The sequence below is a fragment of the Bacillus sp. Nf3 genome, from assembly GCF_003028545.1.
In the GTDB taxonomy this organism is placed as follows: domain Bacteria; phylum Bacillota; class Bacilli; order Bacillales; family Bacillaceae; genus Bacillus; species Bacillus safensis.
Window position 1 is genome coordinate 94,239 of record NZ_PYUA01000002.1, and the last position, 22,431, is coordinate 116,669.

A 22,431-nucleotide genomic window follows, 5' to 3' on the forward strand; every position below is an offset into this window, starting at 1 on the left:
AATAAGCGGAAACAGGTGTTAGAAATGGGAAAGTTGTCGGATACTAATCATAGTTAATATTGATTAGAATAGGAAGATCGGAAAAAATCTTTATTTGGAGCTGCGATCTGTGATTAGCTAGAGGCAAAAATCACAAGTTGCAAATTGAAATGAGCGTCATATACTGTAAGTCAGATAGACGTTTGTTGGAGGTACAATTATGACTGTTTATCATTTTGTTGGAATAAAAGGGACAGGTATGAGTCCACTGGCCCAAATTCTTCATGATACTGGGTATACTGTCCAAGGATCGGATATCGAAAAACATATCTTTACACAAAAAGCATTAGAAGAACGAAATATTAAAATCCTACCATTTGACCCAGATAATATTCAGCCAGGGATGACGGTCATCGCAGGAAATGCATTCCCTGATACACACCCTGAGATTGAACGTGCTCTTTCTGAAGGGATTCCTGTCATTCGTTACCATAAATTCCTTGGAGAATACATGGATTCATTCACAAACGTTGCGATTACTGGTGCTCATGGCAAAACATCGACAACAGGACTGCTTGCTCACGTCATGCAGGCAGCAAAACCTACTTCGTACTTAATCGGTGATGGATCTGGAATGGGGAAAGAAAACAGCGAGTATTTTGTCTTTGAAGCATGCGAATACCGCAGACACTTCCTCAGCTATCATCCAGATTATGCGATCATGACCAATATTGATTTTGATCACCCTGATTATTTCTCAGATATTGATGACGTGTTTGATGCGTTTCAAAACATGGCGCTTCAAGTGAAAAAAGCGATTATTGCTTGCGGTGATGATGAGCACTTGCCAAAAATTCAAGCGAAGGTACCTGTTGTGTACTACGGTTTCAACGAAGAAAATGATTTCCAAGCTCGCAATGTTGTGAAAAATACGGAAGGCACTACATTTGATGTATTTGTACGCAATACATTTTATGATACCTTCTACATTCCTGCCTACGGAAATCATAATGTCCTCAACTCGTTAGCTGTTATCGCATTATGTCACTATGAGTCCATTGATGTAGAGCTTATCAAAGGCGCATTAAAGACATTTGGCGGTGTGAAACGACGCTTTAATGAAAAAGTGGTCGGTGAGCAGGTCTTAATTGATGATTATGCACATCATCCAACTGAAATTGAAGTTACAATCGAAGCAGCTCGCCAAAAATATCCGGACCGTGATATTGTGGCTGTCTTCCAGCCGCATACCTTCACACGTACACAGCAATTCTTAAGTGAATTTGCTGATAGTCTAAAGAAAGCCGACTATGTCTATCTTTGTGATATTTTCGGTTCAGCCCGCGAAAACATTGGGAAGCTGAGCATTGAAGATTTAAGAGGAAAAATCCCGCAGGCCCAATTGATTGAGGAAGAAGATACATCTGTGCTGAAAGCGCACGAAGATGCAATTCTGATCTTTATGGGAGCAGGCGACATTCAAAAATATTTGCGCGCTTATGAAAAAGTCGCTGTATAAATGCTAAACGAAAAGTGCCGTGTAAAACGGCACTTTTTTATTTTGAATAAAATGTGACAAAAGAGCTAAATGTGTCAACATGTGCCGCTTTTTTTCGTTCGCTGTGGACAGGAATTAGCGAATAAGTGTAGAATTATTATTCAATCGGTCATTCTAGGCGATGTTTGAATGATACAACGAGAGGGTAATGAATTGAATATGCCCGCAGCAAAGGAGGTAACAGATGATTATTATTCTATATCTAAGCGTTGCACTGATCGCAATTGCTTTCCTCATTCTTGTCATCTATTTGTCCAAAACATTAAAATCCTTACAGCTGACATTAAAGAATGTTGCATCAACTTTAGAAGGTCTTGAAGGTCAGATGCAAGGTATCACCACAGAGACAGCACAGTTGCTACATAAGACAAACAAGCTTGCTGAAGATATTCAAGACAAATCGGCAAAACTTAACACAGTTGTGGATGCGGTGCAGGGAATTGGTGGCTCGATCAACCAATTTAATACAAGCATAAAGCAGGCAGCTGGTGCGGTTTCTTCATCCGTTGAAAGAAATCAAGAAAAAGTGACGGATGTGGTAAGCTGGAGTAACGCAGCACTTGAAATTTATAAGAAATGGAAACAACGTAAACACCAAAAATAAACCATATTCGCATAGGAGGAATAATCATGAGCAAAGACGGAATCAATAGCAAAGACTTTTTGATCGGAACACTTATTGGTGGAATTGTTGGTGCAACAACAGCATTATTTTTAGCACCGAAGTCAGGGAAAGAGCTTCGCGATGATTTGAACACCCAAGCGAATGTTTTAAAAGAAAAAACAGATCGACTCGCAACAGATGCAAAAGAAAGAGGCACTGAATATGTGACGATTGCGAAAGATAAAACGTCTGAATTGTCTCAGCTTGTAGCAGAGCAGTCAAATCAGATTTTAGACAAAGTGAAAGACATAAAAGACCGTGCAGCTGGTAAAGCTAATCATGTGAAAAGTGAAGCAGAAGATGCGGTAGCTGATTTAGCAAGCGAAGCATCAGATGTAGCTGATGAAGCAAAAGTACGAGCACAAGAAGCAAAATCAGAAATTGAAGACGGCATCAAAGATGTCAAAGAAAAAGTAGAACAATCTACTAAAGGCTAACCCTCACTGCTCGAAGTGAAGAAGGAGAACATCATGTCAAAACAACTCATTGAAACAGAAGAACAGTTTGATCAACTAACGAATCAAGATGGGACCTTTGTCTTTTTTAAGCACAGTTTGACATGTCCGATCAGCCAAGCGGCTTTTCAAGAGTTTGAAGCATTTGCGTCTGCACATGAGGACGTGCCAACGTATTTCTTGCAAATCCAAAACACAAGAGAGCTTTCATCCTACGTGACTGAAAAATCGGGTGTAAAGCACGAAAGTCCTCAAGCACTCGTCTTTAGTGGTGGAAAAGTGAAGTGGCATGCATCCCACTCAAGCATTACAAAAGAAGCGCTTGAACATAATCTGTAAAAGAAAGAAACGTCAGCAGCGGCTGACGTTTTTTTATAAAAAAAGGTTTACTTGAACGAAAAGTATGCTATAATCTTACATACAATACTTTACCACTTAAAAGCGTTTGGGTAATAAAGAAAATTTTCGTGACAATTCCGAAATCTTTGTTTATAATAAACCCTATCATGCAAGAATGAAAAAATAAAAAGCGAGAACAGGCAGAGGAAAGGATGACAAAAATGAGCAACAATGAACTAGAAAAATTGAGGCAGCAAGCAGATGAACTAAATCTTCAAATCTTAAAACTGATCAATGAAAGAGGAAACATTGTAAAAGAAATTGGAAAAGCGAAAGAAGCGCAAGGTGTCAACCGTTATGATCCTGTCAGAGAGCGCACAATGCTGAACCAAATTCTTGAAGAAAATGATGGACCATTTGAAAACTCAACAATTCAGCATATTTTCAAAGAGATTTTCAAAGCAGGTCTAGAGCTTCAAGAAGATGACCACAGCAAAGCACTTCTTGTTTCTCGTAAGAAAAAACCAGAAAACACAATCGTGAACATCAATGGGGAAGCGATCGGTGATGGAAAGCAGCGCTTCATCGTTGGACCATGTGCTGTTGAAAGCTACGAGCAAGTTGCAGAAGTAGCTGCAGCAGCGAAACAACAAGGGTTAAAACTACTACGCGGAGGCGCATTTAAACCTCGTACAAGTCCATACGATTTCCAAGGACTTGGTGTAGACGGTCTCAAGATTCTAAAGCGTGTAGCGGATGAATACGGTCTTGCTGTCATTAGTGAAATTGTTAATCCTGCTCATATTGAAGAAGCGATTGAGCATATTGATGTCATCCAAATTGGGGCACGTAACATGCAAAACTTTGAACTGTTAAAAGAAGCCGGTTCCGTGAAGAAACCAGTTCTTTTAAAACGTGGCCTTGCAGCGACCATTTCAGAATTCATCAATGCAGCTGAATACATCATCGCCCAAGGAAATGATCAAATCATCCTTTGCGAGCGCGGTATCCGCACATACGAAACAGCAACAAGAAATACACTAGATATCTCGGCAGTGCCAATCTTGAAACAAGAGACACATTTACCAGTCTTCGTTGATGTGACGCATTCAACTGGACGTAGAGATCTTCTCCTTCCAACAGCAAAAGCAGCTCTTGCGATTGGAGCAGACGGTGTTATGGCAGAAGTACATCCAGATCCATCTGTTGCTCTATCTGATTCAGCGCAGCAAATGGACATTCCACAATTCGAAAAATGGTTAGATGCGTTAAGACCACTTGTCAACATTCACGCGTAATCATAGATAGAAATAGCCGCCGGAGACTGTCCGGCGGTTTTTTTATGGAGAAAACACGATGAAGTTTGGGAATGAAAGGAAGAAAGCACATTGCAAGCTCAAAAAGAGCTTGTTCACAATGTTTTCATTTTTAAAAACCGATAGAATCTGTTAAGATCATTGTCATAGCTGGCGTTCTCGATGGTTTTTTATGAAATATGATTCAAATTACAGGTAACAAGCTGTTTAAAGTTTGTTTAATTTAGTTATAAAAAGAAAGGGAACGTTTTCATATGACAAAAAAACGTGTATAATTTCATAAAAGAATGTCATTTTGATGTAGATTGAAAAATTATGTGTCTCTTTTCATCGTTTTAATGACAAATAGGATATTATTTTCCTCGTATCTGACATGTCTCAATCCAATTGGTGAATGCTATAGATATGAAGTGTATTTGAAGGAGTGATTTATGTGAATAATGTTACAATATATGATGTAGCAAGAGAAGCAAATGTAAGTATGGCAACGGTATCACGCGTAGTAAATGGTAATCCAAACGTAAAACCTACAACAAGAAAAAAGGTGCTTGAAGCGATTGATCGCCTTGGCTATCGTCCGAATGCAGTGGCACGAGGCCTAGCAAGTAAAAAAACAACGACAGTTGGGGTCATCATCCCTGATATTTCTAGTATCTTCTATTCGGAATTAGCACGCGGTATTGAAGATATCGCCACGATGTATAAATACAACATCATTTTGAGCAACTCAGATCAAAATACTGATAAAGAGCTTCATTTGTTAAATACGATGCTCGGTAAACAAGTAGACGGAATTGTCTTTATGGGCGGAAACATCACAGACGTGCATGTGGAAGAATTTAAGCGCTCTCCTGTACCGATTGTTCTTGCAGCATCTGTTGAAGAGCAAGCTCAAACACCATCTGTCAACATCAACTATGAGCAGGCCATTTATGATTCCGTTCAGCTGTTAGTTGAAAAAGGGCATAAACGAATTGCGTTTGTTTCTGGTCCAATGTCAGAACCAATTAATTCCGTGAGAAAACTTGCGGGTTATAAGCGTGCGCTTGAAGAAGCGGGCATCGCGTTTGACGATGCACTCGTCGCTGAAGGAGATTACTCTTATGATTCTGGAATTGAAGCACTCGCTCATCTGCTTGAGCAGTCTGACAAGCCGACAGCTGTTATCGCAGCTACAGATGAAATGGCGCTAGGTGTCATTCACGGAGCACAAGACAGAGGGGTATCCATTCCTGAAGATTTAGAAGTGATTGGCTTCGATAACACAAGACTTTCTCTCATGGTGCGTCCTCAGCTGACAACAGTCGTTCAACCGACATATGATATTGGTGCTGTTGCCATGAGACTGCTCACAAAGCTGATGAACAAAGAACAAGTGGACGATCAAATTGTTGAGCTTCCGCACAGAATTGAAGAAAGACAATCAACAAAATAAATCAAAAAAAGCAGGCTTACCTTGTGAGGGAAAGCCTGCTTTTCTTATGCCTTTTTCTTTTCTCTTCTAACAGGCATGAGTGCTTTTTCTACTGTTTGAGCATTCTTTTCTGTGATTTCAGCTTTTCTTGGAATCGGTGGATATAAATCGTCAGGGTCTCTCCACGTAGGTGGAAGGGTAACAGGCGATTGCTTATTCCAGGCTTGAATCCAATCCCGAGGGAGTTCATCTGGCGGTGTAATGCCTTTCATCTCAAGCCAAATACGGCTCCACGCTCTTGGAACGACGCGCCAAATATCATATCCCCCTCCGCCAACAGCGATCCATTTGCCATCACAATATTGATGCGCAAGCTCATGGGCAATTCTAGGAATTTCCTCATATATTTTCATGGTGGCAGATAAATGAGTTAACGGATCATAGTAGTGTGCATCGGCCCCGTTTTGCGTCAAAATCACATCTGGTTTAAAAAAAGCAGCAATCTCAGTCACTGCTGTTCGGTATGCTTCGAGGAACGATTCATCTTCCGTAAATGCATCTAGCGGAATATTATAGGCGTAGCCATAGCCTTTATCGTGGCCTCTTTCCTGTACTTGTCCGGTTCCAGGGAACAAGTAGCGTCCCGTTTCATGAATGGAGACTGTACATACCTCTGGGTCGTCATAGAAGCTGAACTGGACACCATCGCCGTGATGAGCATCCGTATCAATATATAAAATTCTAGCGCCATACGTCTTTTGAATATATTGAATCGCCACTGAGCTGTCATTATAAATACAAAAGCCAGATGCACGCCCTTTGAACCCGTGGTGAAGCCCGCCGCCAAGATTGAGTGCATGCTGGGAATGACCGAGCATCACTTGATCAACTGCTGTTAACGTTCCGCCAACAAGGAGAGATGCCGCCTCATGCATGCCTGCGAACATCGGTGTATCCTCTGTGCCAAGACCGTAGCGTTCCCCCTCTGCTGTAGACAGCTTTCCTTCACTTGCCCGCTGCACGGCCTGGATATAATCTGCTGTATGGACGAGCTTTAATTCCTCCAGAGTAGCCATACGCGGTGCGACGATTTCATCCTCTGTTAACGCCTTCATTTTTTGAAGAAGATCATACGTTAAGTAGACACGAAGCTGATTGAAGGGATGATCTTGGTTAAATTGGTACGTTTGAAAAGATGGTGAAAAAACAAAGGTCGCTTCCTTCATTTGATCGTCTGCTCCATAGGCCAGAGCACTTTATAGCCTTTTGCGCGAATCAGCTTCGTCACATGATCTGCATGAATGGTTTGAAGGCGGAATACGAGCACTTTAGAAGCCTCATTGGCATGAGGATACACAAGCACACTCAGCAATTGAATATGCTGCTCCTTTAAAATGGCTGTAATGTCTGCGAGGCCTTCAGTCATCTGCTCCACTTCAACCTCTAAGTGTGATCCAGGCTGATCTGCACCTGTCAGTCTTACAAACGTACGAAGCAGATCTGTTTTTGTGATAATGCCTACAAGCTTGCCGCGTCTCACCACTGGAAGACAGCCAATTCCGTGCTCAAAAAAGACACTTGATATCTCCTCAACGAAATCAAGCGGGTGAGCAGTGATCGTTTCTAATACCATGATCTCTTCGACTGGCCGCTGAATAAAGAGCTTTCTTTTCTCTGTTTCAAAAATACTTGGACTGGCATTTTTAATATCCCGATCTGTCACCATCCCAATGACAGATCCTTGATCAGATACGATCGGAATATGCCGGATGTGGTGTGCACTCATTTTTTGAATGGCTTCTTCAATCGTATCGGTTTTTCGCAGCGTGATCACATCACGCTCCATAATTTGTTCAATCATCATTGTTTACCAATCCCCTTTGCCAAAAAAACGAATTGAACGTTAATACATAAAGCGCTGATGGAAGCGAAGACGATCGAAACGCTCGATCGAATCAGGACTCACATGTTTCCCAATTCTGGCCATTAAACAATTGGCTGGATGTGAGCTAATCTCTGGCTCGTCTGTTGCAAACCAGACAAGACCGCCTGCGTTCATCATTTTCTCCATCATTTTGCGGTACTCCCAAACGTTTTTCTTTGTCCCCTTTAAATCCCAATGCCAGTAATATTCAGTTGTAATGATGATGTAATTCTCCATTTGCTCATCCATCATGCTCACATCAAGCAAATGCTTGCCAAGTGAGCACCCTCTATATGGAGGAGCGACCTCAATTGCGCCAAGCTCAATTAAATTCTCCATTTTGCCCTCTGACCAGCGCTCAAGTGGATCAGGATACAAATACGTGACATAGCCTACGACAAGCTCATTCACTCTTGCAATGATAATACGTCCTTCTGGAAGATCTGCTATTTCAACAAGTGCTTGCTTCTGTTCCTCAGGCGTGCGAAATGCCGTTAGTCCTTCATGAAACGTATAGTTCGCAAGCGCTGATGCAGGTACCGGTCCTTCAATCAGGATGGAACCTGTTTCTCGCTCAATGGTTTTTGAATAATAAGTTTTAGGATGCTCCACGTATCCACCGCCCCTAATTCTAGTGAGTCGTCTCTATTCTATCTTAAATCTTGTAAGAATTAAAACGGTTTCATCAGAAGTTTTTTTAAAAATTGAGAAAAAAAGTCATCTATAATATAATGGTCATTGTAAACGTATGCAAAGGGGGACTGTTTGATGAAATTGGAAACGCTACCATCAGTAAAAGGGGATTATCATTTAAATGATTATGAGCAGGCATACAAAGATTTTTCATGGGAGGAAGCTAGAAAAAACTTCTCCTGGTATGAAACAGGAAAAATAAATGCAGCCTATGAAGCGATTGACAGACATGCGGACTCGTTTCGTCAGAACAAGGTGGCGCTTCACTACAAAGATTCAGAGCGGGATGAAAAGTATACGTTCAGGGATATGAAAATCAACACAAACAAAGCGGGAAATCTATTCAAAGAAAAGGCACATGTGGAAAAAGGGGATCGCGTGTTTATCTTTATGCCAAGATCACCTGAGCTCTATTTTCTTCTGCTAGGCGCAGTGAAAATTGGGGCGATCGTTGGCCCGTTATTTGAGGCATTTATGGAAGGTGCCGTCAAAGACCGTTTAGAGAATAGTGAGGCAAAGGTGATTGTGACAACACCCGATCTGCTTGAGCGAATTCCATTTGCAGAGCTTCCAAAGCTTGAATCTGTCATCATTGTCGGCGGTGAAAATGAAGACGTCGATGGCGTTCGGACAATTCACTATGAAGAGGCCTTTGAGGAGGCAGCAAAGGAGCTTGAAATTGAATGGATGGATGAAAAAGACGGCTTCCTGCTTCATTACACATCAGGATCTACCGGTACGCCAAAGGGTGTGCTTCATGTCCATGGTGCAATGGTGCAGCAAGGCCAGACTGGTAAATGGGTGCTTGACTTGAAAGAAGATGACGTTTACTGGTGTACAGCTGATCCAGGCTGGGTTACAGGCACAGTGTACGGTATTTTTTCACCGTGGTTTAATGGGGCGACGAATGTGATTTTAGGCGGCCGGTTTAATCCTGATACGTGGTATGAAACCATTGAATCACTCGGTGTAACCGTTTGGTACAGTGCCCCGACGGCCTTTAGAATGCTCATGGGGGCAGGGGATGACCTCATTCAAAAATATGACCTCAGCTCGCTCCGTCATGTCTTAAGTGTGGGAGAGCCTCTTAATCCAGAAGTCATCCGCTGGGGAGATGCTGTTTTTGGCAAGCGAATTCACGACACTTGGTGGATGACAGAAACGGGTGCACAGCTGATTTGTAATTATCCATGCATGGACATCAAGCCGGGCTCAATGGGAAAACCAATTCCAGGCGTAGAAGCGGCGATTGTTGATAATGCAGGAAATGAACTTCCGCCATACCGGATGGGCAACCTTGCGATTAAAAAAGGTTGGCCTTCTATGATGCATACAATCTGGAACAATCCTGAAAAATATGAATCTTACTTTATGCCGGGAGATTGGTATGTTTCAGGAGATTCAGCTTATATGGACGAAGACGGATACTTTTGGTTCCAGGGACGTGTCGATGATGTCATCATGACGTCAGGAGAGCGAGTCGGTCCATTTGAGGTAGAAAGTAAACTTGTCGAACATCCAGCCATTGCAGAGGCTGGTGTCATTGGAAAGCCAGATCCGGTCCGCGGTGAGATTATTAAAGCATTTATTGCGCTCAGAAGCGGATATGAGCCGACAGATGAGCTGAAAGAAGAGATTCGTACGTTTGTGAAAAAAGGGCTCGCAGCACATGCGGCACCGCGAGAAATTGAGTTTAAAGACAAACTGCCAAAAACGAGAAGCGGAAAAATTATGAGACGTGTGCTAAAGGCGTGGGAGCTGAATTTACCTGCTGGCGACCTTTCGACAATGGAAGATTAATTTTTTCATCAGTTGACTTGATATCAAAAGTGTGTTAAAAATGACATTAGTTGAATATGAAAAGGTTTTGACTGAGATTCAGTAGAATGATCTTTCCCTGTTTTAGAGAGCTGACGGTTGGTGCAAGTCAGTACAAAGAGATATTCGAATTACCCTCACGAACCGCTTTTACGAAAAGGAGCATGCCCTGATTAGTGAAAGAACGGATCTGTCCGTTATCAGTGTAAGTGAAAAGACAAGATTTTTTGTCTTTTAAGCAGGGTGGTACCGCGATATATATCGTCCCTTCGTTCATTCGAAGGGGCGTTTTTTATGTTTCATTTTAAACAAAGGAGATTTGGATATGAGTCAATTGATGGAAGAGCTATCGTTTAGAGGATTAATTCAGCAGCAAACAGATGAAGAAGGTTTAACAAAATTATTAGCAGAAGAGAAAATCAAGCTATACTCCGGCTTTGATCCGACAGCTGACAGCTTACACATTGGTCACCTATTGCCAATTTTAACATTACGCAGATTCCAAGAAGCAGGTCATCACCCGATTGCTCTTGTTGGCGGTGCGACTGGACTCATTGGCGATCCTAGTTTCAAAAAAGCAGAACGTTCACTCAACCCAGCAGAAATCGTCGAACAGTGGTCAGATAAAATCAAAGGACAGCTGTCTCAATTTCTTGATTTTGAAGCAGGCGAGAACCCAGCCGTCATCGTGAATAACTACGACTGGATCAGCCAAATGAATGTCATCACGTTCCTTCGTGATATTGGAAAGAACTTCGGTGTAAACTTTATGCTGGCAAAAGATATCGTGAGCTCACGTATCGAAACAGGGATTTCTTACACAGAATTCAGCTACGTCATCCTGCAGTCTTTAGACTTCTTAAACCTTTACAGAAATGAAAATTGTAAGCTGCAAATCGGCGGAAGTGACCAGTGGGGAAATATCACATCTGGACTTGAGTTGATCCGTAAGTCTGAAGCAGAAGGGGCAAAAGCATTCGGGCTGACGATGCCGCTTGTCACAAAAGCAGACGGCACAAAGTTTGGTAAAACAGAAGGCGGCGCTATCTGGTTAGATAAAGAAAAAACGTCTCCATACGAGTTCTACCAATTCTGGATTAACACAGATGACCGTGATGTCGTGAAATACTTAAAATACTTTACGTTCTTATCAAAAGAAGAGATCGCATCGTATGAAGAAAAAGTGCAAACAGCACCTGAAAAGCGTGAAGCGCAGCGCCGTCTAGCAGAAGAAGTGACAACACTTGTACATGGCCGTGAGTCACTAGAACAGGCAGTCAACATCTCAAATGCACTATTTAAAGGCGAGATCAAATCTCTTACAGCTGAAGAAGTGAAAGTAGGCTTTAAGGATGTTCCATCAATGGAGAAAAGCAGCACAGAAGAATTAACACTAGTTGATATTCTTGTGGAATCAAAGCTGTCTCCATCAAAGCGTCAAGCACGTGAAGATATCACAAATGGTGCTGTCTCCATCAACGGAGAGAGACAAACAGATAAAGACTATGTGCTCTCAGCTGACGACCGAATTGAAAACCAATTTACCGTTTTAAGAAGAGGGAAAAAGAAATACTTCCTTGTGACGTATAAATAAATCTTTATGAAACAGTAAACATCATGGAAAAGCACCTCAAATGTTCGTGTACATTGAGATGCTTTTCTTTTTTATGTAGAAGTAGCTCATTCGTCTGCTTCTTGTTCAAGGAGTGAATTTTTGTTTGTATAAGCATGTTCTACCTTACAAATTCGGGTAGTATAGGATTCATACCAATCTGCTTTCCCCTTTTTTTGAACACGCTGATGTGCTGTATGTGCTTTCCATTCTTTGATGGCTGTTAATGAATCCCAGTAAGAAACAGTGATCCCAACACCATGTTCATCTCGTACACTTTCAATTCCAAGAAACCCATCTAGATCTTTCGCTAATTCTTCCATTTTTTGAGCAGCCGCAGCGTATTCTTTCTGCTCAACTTTTGTTCGTTTTGATGTGAAAATCACGGCATAGTAGGGTGGAGCAGGGGTTTGCGTAAATAGCATCTAGTAGAACCTCCTTTTGTCTATTCATATTATATATGAAAGAAAATAGATCTCGTAGTCTTTTAGGTTTGATATAAAAAAGTCCAAGGTGCTTTTTGATTATTTATAGTGCTGTTTAATCATTTCATAAATATTACCTTGTTCACTTTTCTGACACATTTTTCTTATATAAAATAGAGGGGAATAAGATGAATAAGGGGGAATGAAAGTGATTCTATTTAAGAAAAGAAGTTTGCAAATTCTCGTTGCACTTGCATTGGTGATTGGTTCAATGGCTTTTATCCAGCCGAAAGAGGTGAAAGCGGCTGAGCATAATCCAGTTGTGATGGTGCATGGTATTGGTGGTGCCTCTTATAACTTTGCTTCGATTAAAAGTTATTTGGTTGGACAAGGCTGGGATCGAAACCAATTATATGCTATCGATTTCATAGACAAAACAGGAAATAACCGCAACAATGGTCCGCGTCTATCTAAATTCGTCCAAGATGTGTTAGACAAAACGGGTGCCAAAAAAGTAGATATTGTGGCTCATAGTATGGGCGGGGCGAACACGTTATACTATATTAAGAATCTAGATGGCGGAGATAAAATTGAAAACGTTGTCACAATTGGTGGAGCAAACGGACTCGTTTCAAGCAGAGCATTACCAGGAACAGATCCAAATCAAAAAATTCTTTACACATCCGTCTATAGCTCAGCCGATCTCATCGTCGTCAACAGCCTCTCTCGTTTAATTGGCGCAAAAAACGTCCTGATCCATGGCGTTGGCCATATCGGTCTATTAACCTCAAGCCAAGTGAAAGGCTATATTAAAGAAGGACTGAACGGCGGAGGACAGAATACGAATTAAAAAACGAAAAAAGACAGCGGCATATGCTGTCTTTTTTTTGTTATCGGTGAAAAAAGATTGTTTTTTATATTTAATATGAATCTATAGAGAGATTAAAGTCCCGTTTTGTAATAACAATATCATTATAATAGTAGTTGTTTTGACTAGTGATTAATAACTAGTATGTTTAAAAAATAATCTGTACGAGGTGCTCTATACTTGCTGAAATATGAAAATAATACAATATAGAATAAAACTTTTATCTCAATAAATGAATGGAAAAGGATGTTATAGTATGTAGATGTTAGGGGGGGAGCGAATGTTTCATCGAAGAAGTTCACTCTTTAGATTACATATGAAAGTTTAAATCTTGCATTTCAAGGGGGATATAATGAGGAACAAATTATTCTTTAAAAAAACAACTTTTATTATGATAGCATTATTTTTGGGCTTTTCCGTTATTGCTTCACCAATCGCAGCTGCCAAAACAAACTCTAATGAAGCAAGTGTGAATTTACTGGCTAAAGATTTAAAATTTTTAATGGAGACAGCTAGTATATATGATCAAAATAATCAGTTGGTTGGCTTTAATTTTGAAAAATTAAGAGAGAGATTTGGAGATACAAAAGAATTTACAATTTTAGAAAATGAAATAAAACAAAGTGGAATTCAATTAGAAAAGTCTTCAGATTTAAAAACTCAGGATGCTAAAGGAACTTGGGGCGATTGTATGATTGATTCATTAAAGGATCATTTTGGGGTGGCAATGATAGAAGTGGCTTTAACTGGTGGTCTTTGGAGCTATCTTGAAAAGAAGGCTTATAAAGAAGCTGCTAAGCTTTTATTGAAGATTGGCATTGGGGGAAATGTTATCGGTTTAGTAGCCTTCCTTACTTGGTATTCAGCTAAATGCATGGAGGGAAGAGGCCCATGGGCATAATTAACCGACTTAATATAATAGGAGGAAGACAATGATGCAAAGACTAAAGTTATATTTCTTGGGTTATTTCCTTTATTTCCCTTTATCTTTTTTCATCATCTATTTCATATGGATGTTTATGATCAAATCAGATAAACTATTTGATGTTTTTTCTAACAGTACATCAATCATTGGAATATATTATATAATTGTCAGTGTGTTTTTTGTTTTTTTACTTCAGTCCAAATTTAAAGATGCTAATAGAATAAATTAAATTCATTGAAAAAGAAGCTGGTAAGTCTGCAAATGACTTCTAGGTTCTTTTTTTAATTTAATAAAAACATGTACAAAACGATCTCCATTCCGTACACTACATGTAGTGAATGTGAATATTCGGAGGTGGGCGTTTGTGAAAACGAATCAAAAGGCTTTCATCATTGTAGATGTACAAAAAGCGTTCGAGCATGAAAAATGGGGAGAACGCAATAACCTAGAGGCAGAGGGAAATATCAGCAGGCTATTGACGTTTTGGCGAGAGAAAGGCTGGAAAGTGATTCATATTCAGCATACATCCGACAATCCGGAATCTGTCTTTCATCCGGCAAATGAAGGGCACCTTTTCAAAGATATTGCTAACCCGCTAGAGGAAGAAACAGTGATACAAAAGAAAGTCAACAGCAGCTTTATTGGTACTAACTTAGAGGAACATCTAAGATCAAACCAGATTGACACGGTCGTCATCGCAGGATTAACAACCCCTCACTGCGTATCAACAACCACAAGAATGAGCGGAAATCTTGGCTTTGATACGTATCTGATCTCAGATGCAACAGCCGCCTTTGGACTAACAGATCAAAATGGTACATATTTTGACCCAGAAACGATCCACCGGCTCTCACTTGCAACCTTACATGATGAATTTGCGACTGTCATGACAACAGAGCAGCTCATCGCAAAATGGACAAGTCAAGAATAAAAGTTTGAAAGCTCCTAGAAAGAGATCTAGGAGCTTTTTTCATGCTAATGATATGTGTCCAGCGATTGTTTTCGTTTTTTCATACGTGAGTAAAAGAGATCAATCTCAATAAATAAAAAACTGACAAAGAATGATAAAATTAATACACCGGAATCCCCTATCGATACATTCATTAAATTTAAGTAAAGGACATACTTGATGGAGAGATGTAAAACGATCCAAGAACTCACCCATTCCAAAACATAAGTGAGCCATACAGGAAGTTTAAGGAGATAAGATAGTCCTTTTCCTATGAATAGAAGGACAGGTGACCAAAAAACAACGATAACACTCACGAACAAAGAGAAAGAGATTAAAGAAAAAAATGAATCATACGTGATGGTTTCTCCAAAAAGAAAATTCACGCCTAAAACGGTGATGTATAGCAATACACTAGGAATCGCGATCACAAAGCAGATAGAAAAAAAGAGCAGGAAGATAAACAGACTTGCAGCAAATCTATTGGGCGGTTCATCTATGATTTGTTTTTTTCTTAAAAGAGAATAGGCAATTACTGATAAGATTAGGAGTAAGAATAGAATGATTATGATACTAAACATGGATCTCCTCCATCTAAGTACTATAGAAGACAATACGACTGATACGTCATCTATCATTATTGTACCAATAGAAAAAAGGCATTTCAATGAAATATTTCCTATATTTGTATATAAAAATAGAGACAGGTTTGATTGAAGTAAGAATGGAGCAGGCAACCGGGGAAAATAAGTGTTGAAAATGGAAGATGACTTCAAATGATTTCATGTATAATTGAGAACATACAAAAAACCCTAGAAATCCTTGAACAATCAAGGGATCTAGGGTTTGTTTGCTCTCTTAGAGAAGTAATGAAATTAACGAGAGTAGAACTCAACGATTAGTTGTTCGCTGATTTCAGGCGCTAATTCAGAACGCTCTGGAAGACGAGTAAAAGTTCCTTCAAGCTTTTCAGCATCGAAAGAAAGGTATTCAGGAACGAAGTTGTTTACTTCAACTGATTCTTTCACTACTGCAAGGTTTTGAGATTTCTCACGAAGAGCAATCGTTTGACCTGGTTTCACAGAGAAAGATGGGATGTCTACACGGCTTCCATCAACAAGGATGTGACCATGGTTTACTAGCTGACGAGCTTGGCGGCGAGTACGAGCAAGGCCAAGACGGTATACTAGGTTGTCAAGGCGAGTTTCAAGAAGGATCATGAAGTTTTCACCTTGTTTACCAGGAAGTTTAGCAGCTCTGTCATATAGTGTACGGAATTGACGTTCGTTGACACCGTACATGTGACGAAGCTTTTGCTTCTCTTGTAATTGTAAACCGTATTCAGATAGTTTTTTGCGTTGTCCTGGACCATGTGGGCCTGGAGCGTAAGGGCGTTTTTCAAGTTCCTTACCTGTTCCGCTTAATGAAATGCCTAAACGGCGGGAAATCTTCCAACTTGGACCTGTATAGCGAGCCATAATGTGACTCCTCCTTATTGTTTTTATTTGTGAAAAATAAAAACCGTCTGTTCTTCCTCTTCTTCGTCATTATGTTTTCATGCATCCTCGCTCCAGCAGCAGGGAGTTACAAGATGCACCTTCATATAGAAGGAACAAAATGATACAAAAAAGCCGAACAAAAAGGCTGCCATATTTCACACAAACTCTATTATATGACGCTGGATATGAGAAGTCAACCTATTTAGAGGCAAAGGTGACGTTCCCCATTATATAAAGAAACATAAAAAAGCAGACAATGTGCCTGCTTTTTCTGCATGATTACGCATCCGTAGAGACGGATAACGCCTGTTGAAGAATCTCTGTAAATTGAATAAGGTAGGTCTCATCTACTTCACTGAAGCGGTCTTTCACAGGACTGTCAATATCGAGTACCCCAATGATCTGTCCATTGACCTTGAGCGGAATGACTATTTCAGATTGCGATGCGGCGTCACAAGCAATATGTCCAGGGAATGCATGGACATCAGCGATACGCTGCACTTCACCTGTCGCAAACGCTGTACCGCAAACGCCTTTTCCAGAAGGGATGCGCACACATGCAGGCAGTCCGTTAAATGGTCCAAGCACAAGCTCGCCGCCCTTTGCTAAATAAAACCCCGCCCAATTGACTTCAGGAAGTGAGTGATAGAGTAATGCAGCTGCATTTGCCAAGTTGGCAATCAGATCAGGTTCACCATCTGTAATGGCTTCTACCTGTTTGACAAGCAATTGATAGTCTTTTGAAGGATCGCCAGACTGTTTTTCGACATGAAACATGAAAATCTCCTACTTTCTATCTTAAAAATACATAACTTGCGTTTCGCATGTGGGATTTGTCGAGCAATTGTAAAAGGAACTTCTGCCTTCATCTTGAAGTATGTACACATGAAGAGGGGTGAGCGGATGAAAACATCAACAACCGTGCAAACAAAAGACCGTATTATGGATGCTGCCATCAGACTTTTTAACCAAAAAGGATTTTCTGGAACCTCTGTCCGTGAGATTGCGAAGGAAGCAAACGTCAACGTTGCCCACATTTCTTATTACTTTCAAGGAAAAGGAGGGCTGCTTGAGCAGCTCGTATCCGATTTTTATGAAGGTTACATTCACATGATTGAATCACATCTCCATCACATGGAAACCCGTCACGCAAAAGAATGCTTGCTACATGTGGTTTTTGATATTTTATCTTATCAGCACAAGCACCGTCAATTAACCCGTTTCGTTTATCGGGAGGTGACGATTGATTCGACACTCATCAGAGAAATCATGTCGACATATTTAACAAAAGAAAAGTATTTGTTTCAGCTCATCATTGAAAAAGGAAAAAGCACCCATGTTATTTGTGAGCAGCTTTCACTCGCATCCTTTATGATTCAGCTGAAATCACTTCTCATGATGCCATATTTACAGCCGCAATATTTAACAGAGGTGCTTTATTTGAACCCAAGTGAGCCGTATTTCTATCAAATGTACTTTAAGGAGCTGAGCCGATCGCTTCATCATCTGTTAGAACCAAAAGAGCCGGCATTAGATTCTCATCTGAACCTCATGATGTCCTCGAATTGATCATACGCATATCCGAGATCTTCCGCTTGATGGGCATCAGAGCCGAATATGAGCGGAATTTTTTTCTTTTTGGCAAGGTCAATCATCCATGGATCTAAATAGATACTTCTGGCATATGTTTTACGAAGACCTGATGTATTAAAATCTAAGGACATGCCTTTTTTTGCCGTTTCTTCAAGGCAAAGGGTGACCTTTTGACAAAGTTCAGGTGACATTTCATATGGAAAAAGCTGTTTGAATTTTTGGACAAGGGTGATATGACCGATTCTCTTTGGCTTATATTGGCCTAAAGATGATAGAATAGAAGAATGAATTTGGTCATAGTAGCTTTGGTAGACCTGTTCGATGCTGCCATAGATGCTTATTAGCTGCTGGAAGGCATGCTCGTCAAAATCAAGGCAAATATAATCATCGCCAGCAGGAAGAAAGTGAACAGATAAAATGGCGTCTTCTAGTTCTGGACCGTAGCAGTCTAAAAAGGTTCTTGTTTCCTCTTCATACTCTTTGATATAGTCAACCTCAAGCCCAGTTTTTACTATTAATTGCCCTTTGTATTCTTGTTTCAGCTGAGCCAGTTTTGTTATATACGCTTCAAGGTCTTGGAGCTTCATGGCACTATCCTGCTCAGGTGTTGGATCTTGAAACGATGGAGGCAGCGGGGCATGCTCGGTAAAGGTTATGGAATCAAATCCCTTTTTGATGGCTTCTTCAATATAAGAATGAAAAGGATCAAGCGAGCCGTGCGGGCAAAACGGTGTATGTAGATGTGCATCTTGTTTCAGCATGTCGTCACCTCTTGTCGATTTTTTGAAAAACGTGATGTTTATCAGCGAAAATAATGAAAAATCATGACCAAAAATGCTGGTTACATGGTATCATAATAACAATGAAAACGACAGCTTCCGCATACATAAAAGCAGGTCACATTGATACGTGTGATCAAATGATAGAAAGCGCACAAATACTTTCTTGAAAAAACATACATAAAACCGTGAATGGATGGTATTGGAAAACATACGATCCTGCTTATAAAAAACAAATGCAAAGCGGACACGAAAGGGTTCTCAGGTCTACTCGGGACACTTTTACCCTGACATCACTTAGATCACAACAAGGGGGCTCATTATGGAGTTTATCATCGGTTTAATTGTCATTTTGCTTGCTTTGTTTTCAGTCGGTTATTTCCTGCGAAAAAATATATATAAAGAGATTGACCGATTGGAAGCATGGAAAATTGAAATTTTAAACAGATCAATTGTAGAAGAAATTTCAAAGATCAAACATTTAAAAATGACCGGAGAAACAGAGCAATTTTTTGAAAGATGGCGTGCAGAGTGGGACGATATCGTCACAGCCCATCTTCCAAAGGTAGAGGAGCTATTATATGATGCAGAAGAGTATTCTGATAAATATCGATTCTCCAAAGCCAAGCAGGTTCTTACGCACATTGAGGACTTGCTGAGTGCTGCTGATTCGAACATTGAAGACATTTTAAAAGAGATTGCAGACCTTGTCACAAGCGAGGAGCAAAATCGCAAGGACATTGAAAAGGTCAAAGAACAATATCAAACAGTTCGAAAAAATCTGCTTGCGTACAGCCATTTATACGGCACCCTTTATGACAAAATGGAGCAGGATTTAGATGAGGCCTGGGAAGGGATCAAGCAGTATGAGGAAGAGACAGAAAACGGAAACTACATGAAAGCAAGAAAGATTTTGCTTGAGCAAGACCGCAGACTCGATCAGCTGCAGCTGTATATTAATGATGTACCGAAGCTCATTGCAGACTGCAAACAAACCGTACCAGGCCAGCTGACGAAGCTGAAAGACGGATATAAAGAAATGACAGACAAAGGCTACAAGCTCGAGCACATCCAGATCACTAAAGAGCTTGAGAACTTAAACAAACAGCTGATCCGTGCGGAAAAACTGCTGATTGATGAACTCAATCTGGATGAAGCATCAAGTATTCTGCAAATGATTGATGATGCAATTCAGACGCTATATGATCAGCTGGAAGCGGAAGTAGAAGCAGGACAGGAAATTAAAAGCAAAATGCCTGAGCTGACGGAAGCATTTGAAAAGCTCGAGCAGGATCACACCCAAACAAAGGCAGAAACAGCTCTTGTAAAAGAAAGCTACAAACTGACAGCCGGAGAGCTTGATCAACAGAAGGCGTTCGAAAAACGCTTAGAAGAAATTGAAAAGCTCATGAAACAAATTCGAGAGAAGCTTGATCGTGACCATGTCGCATATTCATTATTAATGGATGAAATCAATCAGCTTGAGACCTTTATCGATGATGCAAAAGCATTGCATGATACGTTTAAAGATCACCTTCAATCATTAAGAAAAGAAGAGCTGCAAGCGAGAGAAACACTGGCTGAGCTTAAAACGATGCTGACAGATACAGTGCGTCAGCTGCAAAAAAGCAATATTCCAGGTGTACCTGCTGACATGAAAGAGCAGGCTGAAAAAGCGCAGGAGATGATTCAGCAAGTGCAGCAGCAGCTGGAGAACCTGCCGCTCAACATGCCAGCCGTGAATGAGCAATTAAAAGAAGCCTCTGACACAGTGAGGCATGTTGTGGATGAGACGGAAGAAATGCTCACTAAAGTGGATCAAATTGAACGAATCATTCAATACGGTAATCGTTTTAGAAGCCAAAATCATATTCTTTCTGAACAATTAAAAGAGGCAGAGCGAAGATTTTATGCATACGATTATAACGGTTCATTTGATGTAGCAGCAGCAGCTGTTGAAAAAGCATCACCTGGAGCCGTTCAGAAGCTATTAGCTCAGCACGAAAAAGAATATCAGCATCAATAAAAAAGCTGAAGTCCATTGATAGGACTTCAGCTTTTTTGTATTATGACGCCTGTTTTTGGCGTTCTTCTGAAGCAGAAGAAGTGAAAAGTGAGATCAGGAATCCAATGGCGACTCCAAGTATCGCAGGGACAAGCCAGCCAATGCCAAGGTCATAAAAAGGTAGCACTGTTTGGAAGATGTCTTTTACTGGACCGATTGGAAGTTTTGCTGCTGCTAATCCATCAAATAAGCTGACGCACCCTGTTAAAATTAACGAGAGGACATATACTGGTCTTCTATGTCCAAGCCATTTATCAGCTAGTGATAGAACAATGATCACAATTGCCAGAGGATAAATCGCTGTTAAGACTGGAACAGAGAAAGCAACGATATGAGCAAGTCCAAAGTTAGAAATGATGAAACTAAATAATGTAACAAGTGTCACGACCATTTTATAAGAAAGTTTAGGAATTAACTTTGAGAAATACTCTCCGCATGATGTGACAAGACCGATACTTGTTGTTAAACAAGCGACGGTAATGGCAGCACCTAACACAATATTTCCTAAACTTCCGAAAAGGAACTGAGAAGACTGAGCTAAGATTTTGCTTCCATCTCCAACGAATCCAATGGCATGTGTACTAGAAGCACCTAGATACGCAAGTGATAGGTAAACGAAGGTTAATCCAGCAGCTGCAATCAAACCTGCTTTGATACAAGCAGAAGCCAGTGCCTTTTTACTTGTCACACCGCGTCCTTTAATCGCGTTGATGACAACAATTCCAAATACAATAGAAGCAAGAGCATCCATCGTTTTATAGCCCTCTAAAAACCCTTTGAAAAACGATCCGTTGCTATAAGATACATCTGGTGTACCAATCACGCCCATCGGTGTCAAAATGGCTTTTACAATGATAATAAAAATGATCGTAAATTTAATTGGTGTTAATATTTTCCCTACACGATCCACGATTTTCGTTGGATTTAAAGCAAGGTAATACGTAATACCGAAAAAGATGAGTGTAAATAAAAGAAGGGACAGCCAAGCTGGCACACTTGATAAAAATGGTAATGCGCCAATTTCATACGAAACCGTTCCTGTTCGCGGAATAGCGAAAAGCGGCCCAATGGATAAATATAAAATGACGGTGAATGCTGTTCCAAACACTGGGTGAGCCTTATCCGCAAGTCCTTTTGCATCACGTCCTGTTAAAGCGATCGCAATAATACCTAGTAGAGGTAAACCGACACCTGTTAATAAAAATCCGCCCATTGCTCTCCATACATTTGTTCCAGCATATTGCCCAAGCTCTGGTGGATAAATCATATTTCCGGCGCCGAAGAATAAAGCAAATAACATAAAACCTATAATAACCGTATCTTTCGTCGACAATGTTGCCTTCATTGAATATAAAGCCTCCAATATTATGTTGAAATATTCTGTTAATTAGTTGTTAAAACCGTTCTTCATTAACATTCACTAATTATAAAGGATGTACGCCTGATGTCAACATGTGTTTTCATACAAAAGTCATGAATTTTTCTATTTTAGTATATGAAGAACATAAAAAAACATCCCCTTCTCCTATGGAAAGGGATTTTTTTTGTTTTGATGC

Annotated in this window: 21 protein-coding genes and 1 other annotated feature; of the genes, 13 read left to right on the top strand and 8 right to left on the bottom strand. The window is 40.4% G+C overall.

All coding sequences use genetic code 11. The annotated features are described in order from the left end of the window. Window positions 1–199 precede the first annotated feature (199 nt). The 6 genes from murC (at window position 200) to ccpA (ending at window position 5,746) form a co-directional block, all read left to right on the top strand. A complete protein-coding gene (gene murC / locus C9414_RS05270) occupies window positions 200–1,498 on the top strand; it encodes a UDP-N-acetylmuramate--L-alanine ligase (protein WP_107163215.1) in 1,299 nt (432 codons plus the stop codon). Window positions 1,499–1,721: 223 nt separating this feature from the next. Further along, window positions 1,722–2,141, top strand: a complete 420-nt coding sequence (locus C9414_RS05275) for a DUF948 domain-containing protein (RefSeq protein ID WP_039180688.1) — start codon at window positions 1,722–1,724, stop codon at window positions 2,139–2,141. A 26-nt stretch (window positions 2,142–2,167) separates the two neighbouring features. Further along, on the top strand, window positions 2,168–2,638 hold the full coding sequence (locus tag C9414_RS05280; protein ID WP_047203485.1) for a YtxH domain-containing protein: 471 nt from the start codon (window positions 2,168–2,170) through the stop codon (window positions 2,636–2,638). Window positions 2,639–2,671: 33 nt separating this feature from the next. Continuing rightward, window positions 2,672–2,995, top strand: coding sequence for a bacillithiol system redox-active protein YtxJ (gene ytxJ, locus C9414_RS05285; RefSeq protein WP_034665511.1), 324 nt, complete (start codon window positions 2,672–2,674; stop codon window positions 2,993–2,995). 221 nt (window positions 2,996–3,216) lie between these two features. Then, complete coding sequence (locus tag C9414_RS05290) at window positions 3,217–4,293, top strand: bifunctional 3-deoxy-7-phosphoheptulonate synthase/chorismate mutase (RefSeq protein ID WP_034279528.1); 1,077 nt, start codon at window positions 3,217–3,219, stop codon at window positions 4,291–4,293. Between the two features lie 451 nt (window positions 4,294–4,744). Further along, entirely contained in the window at window positions 4,745–5,746 is a 1,002-nt protein-coding gene (ccpA, locus tag C9414_RS05295) for a catabolite control protein A (RefSeq protein ID WP_024424851.1), read from the top strand. 44 nt (window positions 5,747–5,790) lie between these two features. Here the strand turns inward: ccpA and C9414_RS05300 are convergent, their stop codons facing one another. The 3 genes from C9414_RS05300 to C9414_RS05310 are packed head-to-tail and all read right to left on the bottom strand — an operon-like array spanning window position 5,791 to window position 8,261. Continuing rightward, complete coding sequence (locus tag C9414_RS05300; RefSeq protein WP_047203484.1) at window positions 5,791–6,951, bottom strand: acetoin utilization protein AcuC; 1,161 nt, start codon at window positions 6,949–6,951, stop codon at window positions 5,791–5,793. Further along, entirely contained in the window at window positions 6,948–7,589 is a 642-nt protein-coding gene (locus tag C9414_RS05305; RefSeq protein ID WP_024424849.1) for a CBS and ACT domain-containing protein, read from the bottom strand. Before C9414_RS05305 ends, C9414_RS05300 begins: the two co-directional genes overlap by 4 nt. Window positions 7,590–7,628: 39 nt before the next feature. After that, window positions 7,629–8,261 (bottom strand): GNAT family N-acetyltransferase, encoded by a 633-nt coding sequence (locus C9414_RS05310; RefSeq protein ID WP_106025779.1) that lies wholly within the window; start codon window positions 8,259–8,261, stop codon window positions 7,629–7,631. 156 nt (window positions 8,262–8,417) lie between these two features. On the opposite strand from C9414_RS05310, the gene acsA reads away from it, so the two are divergent. Beyond that, window positions 8,418–10,142 (top strand): acetate--CoA ligase, encoded by a 1,725-nt coding sequence (gene acsA, locus C9414_RS05315; protein WP_058838264.1) that lies wholly within the window; start codon window positions 8,418–8,420, stop codon window positions 10,140–10,142. Between the two features lie 58 nt (window positions 10,143–10,200). Next, window positions 10,201–10,432 (top strand) — a binding site (T-box leader). 53 nt (window positions 10,433–10,485) lie between these two features. Beyond that, entirely contained in the window at window positions 10,486–11,754 is a 1,269-nt protein-coding gene (gene tyrS, locus C9414_RS05320) for a tyrosine--tRNA ligase (RefSeq protein WP_039180668.1), read from the top strand. An 86-nt stretch (window positions 11,755–11,840) separates the two neighbouring features. On the opposite strand, the gene C9414_RS05325 is transcribed toward tyrS, so the two are convergent. Continuing rightward, window positions 11,841–12,197, bottom strand: a complete 357-nt coding sequence (locus C9414_RS05325; RefSeq protein WP_107163216.1) for an antibiotic biosynthesis monooxygenase family protein — start codon at window positions 12,195–12,197, stop codon at window positions 11,841–11,843. A 271-nt stretch (window positions 12,198–12,468) separates the two neighbouring features. Between C9414_RS05325 and C9414_RS05330 the strand changes: the two genes are divergently transcribed. The 3 genes from C9414_RS05330 (at window position 12,469) to C9414_RS05345 (ending at window position 14,921) form a co-directional block, all read left to right on the top strand. Then, the gene (locus C9414_RS05330) at window positions 12,469–13,047 is read left to right on the top strand and encodes an esterase/lipase family protein (RefSeq protein ID WP_416053646.1); all 579 of its coding nucleotides are present in this window, start codon (window positions 12,469–12,471) and stop codon (window positions 13,045–13,047) included. A 370-nt stretch (window positions 13,048–13,417) separates the two neighbouring features. After that, window positions 13,418–13,966, top strand: a complete 549-nt coding sequence (locus tag C9414_RS05335; protein WP_107163218.1) for a hypothetical protein — start codon at window positions 13,418–13,420, stop codon at window positions 13,964–13,966. A 388-nt stretch (window positions 13,967–14,354) separates the two neighbouring features. Beyond that, entirely contained in the window at window positions 14,355–14,921 is a 567-nt protein-coding gene (locus C9414_RS05345; protein WP_107163219.1) for a cysteine hydrolase family protein, read from the top strand. A gap of 893 nt (window positions 14,922–15,814) precedes the next feature. Here the strand turns inward: C9414_RS05345 and rpsD are convergent. Together rpsD and C9414_RS05360 are read right to left on the bottom strand one after the other, a co-directional pair. Then, window positions 15,815–16,417, bottom strand: a complete 603-nt coding sequence (gene rpsD / locus C9414_RS05355) for a 30S ribosomal protein S4 (RefSeq protein WP_039180654.1) — start codon at window positions 16,415–16,417, stop codon at window positions 15,815–15,817. 300 nt (window positions 16,418–16,717) lie between these two features. Next, window positions 16,718–17,215, bottom strand: a complete 498-nt coding sequence (locus C9414_RS05360) for a GAF domain-containing protein (protein ID WP_024426170.1) — start codon at window positions 17,213–17,215, stop codon at window positions 16,718–16,720. Window positions 17,216–17,341: 126 nt separating this feature from the next. Here C9414_RS05360 and refZ point away from each other — a divergent pair, with 126 nt between their 5' ends. Further along, window positions 17,342–18,007: a forespore capture DNA-binding protein RefZ gene (gene refZ / locus C9414_RS05365; RefSeq protein WP_034624245.1), complete on the top strand. Its 666-nt coding sequence runs from the start codon at window positions 17,342–17,344 to the stop codon at window positions 18,005–18,007. Here refZ and hisJ read toward each other — a convergent pair. Beyond that, complete coding sequence (gene hisJ, locus C9414_RS05370) at window positions 17,977–18,792, bottom strand: histidinol-phosphatase HisJ (protein WP_107163221.1); 816 nt, start codon at window positions 18,790–18,792, stop codon at window positions 17,977–17,979. The genes refZ and hisJ overlap by 31 nt on opposite strands. Before the next feature lie 340 nt (window positions 18,793–19,132). Here hisJ and ezrA point away from each other — a divergent pair, with 340 nt between their 5' ends. Then, window positions 19,133–20,836 carry a septation ring formation regulator EzrA gene (ezrA, locus tag C9414_RS05375; RefSeq protein WP_107163222.1) on the top strand — a complete coding sequence of 568 codons (1,704 nt, stop codon included), beginning with the start codon at window positions 19,133–19,135 and terminating at the stop codon, window positions 20,834–20,836. 40 nt (window positions 20,837–20,876) lie between these two features. Here the strand turns inward: ezrA and brnQ are convergent, their stop codons facing one another. Beyond that, entirely contained in the window at window positions 20,877–22,220 is a 1,344-nt protein-coding gene (brnQ, locus tag C9414_RS05380; RefSeq protein WP_047203475.1) for a branched-chain amino acid transport system II carrier protein, read from the bottom strand. Window positions 22,221–22,431 lie beyond the last annotated feature (211 nt).

Bases quoted from the DNA above. Each gene is read 5' to 3' on its own strand.
- ytxJ (WP_034665511.1), top strand. From the start codon at position 2,672: ATGTCAAAACAACTCATTGAAACAGAAGAACAGTTTGATCAACTAACG.
- refZ (WP_034624245.1), top strand. From the start codon at position 17,342: ATGAAAACATCAACAACCGTGCAAACAAAAGACCGTATTATGGATGCT.
- C9414_RS05330 (WP_416053646.1), top strand. From the start codon at position 12,469: ATGGCTTTTATCCAGCCGAAAGAGGTGAAAGCGGCTGAGCATAATCCA.
- C9414_RS05290 (WP_034279528.1), top strand. From the start codon at position 3,217: ATGAGCAACAATGAACTAGAAAAATTGAGGCAGCAAGCAGATGAACTA.
- C9414_RS05300 (WP_047203484.1), bottom strand. From the start codon at position 6,951: ATGAAGGAAGCGACCTTTGTTTTTTCACCATCTTTTCAAACGTACCAA.
- C9414_RS05280 (WP_047203485.1), top strand. From the start codon at position 2,168: ATGAGCAAAGACGGAATCAATAGCAAAGACTTTTTGATCGGAACACTT.
- brnQ (WP_047203475.1), bottom strand. From the start codon at position 22,220: ATGAAGGCAACATTGTCGACGAAAGATACGGTTATTATAGGTTTTATG.
- C9414_RS05360 (WP_024426170.1), bottom strand. From the start codon at position 17,215: ATGTTTCATGTCGAAAAACAGTCTGGCGATCCTTCAAAAGACTATCAA.
- tyrS (WP_039180668.1), top strand. From the start codon at position 10,486: ATGAGTCAATTGATGGAAGAGCTATCGTTTAGAGGATTAATTCAGCAG.
- C9414_RS05335 (WP_107163218.1), top strand. From the start codon at position 13,418: ATGAGGAACAAATTATTCTTTAAAAAAACAACTTTTATTATGATAGCA.
- C9414_RS05305 (WP_024424849.1), bottom strand. From the start codon at position 7,589: ATGATGATTGAACAAATTATGGAGCGTGATGTGATCACGCTGCGAAAA.
- C9414_RS05275 (WP_039180688.1), top strand. From the start codon at position 1,722: ATGATTATTATTCTATATCTAAGCGTTGCACTGATCGCAATTGCTTTC.
- murC (WP_107163215.1), top strand. From the start codon at position 200: ATGACTGTTTATCATTTTGTTGGAATAAAAGGGACAGGTATGAGTCCA.
- rpsD (WP_039180654.1), bottom strand. From the start codon at position 16,417: ATGGCTCGCTATACAGGTCCAAGTTGGAAGATTTCCCGCCGTTTAGGC.
- acsA (WP_058838264.1), top strand. From the start codon at position 8,418: ATGAAATTGGAAACGCTACCATCAGTAAAAGGGGATTATCATTTAAAT.
- hisJ (WP_107163221.1), bottom strand. From the start codon at position 18,792: ATGCTGAAACAAGATGCACATCTACATACACCGTTTTGCCCGCACGGC.
- ezrA (WP_107163222.1), top strand. From the start codon at position 19,133: ATGGAGTTTATCATCGGTTTAATTGTCATTTTGCTTGCTTTGTTTTCA.
- C9414_RS05325 (WP_107163216.1), bottom strand. From the start codon at position 12,197: ATGCTATTTACGCAAACCCCTGCTCCACCCTACTATGCCGTGATTTTC.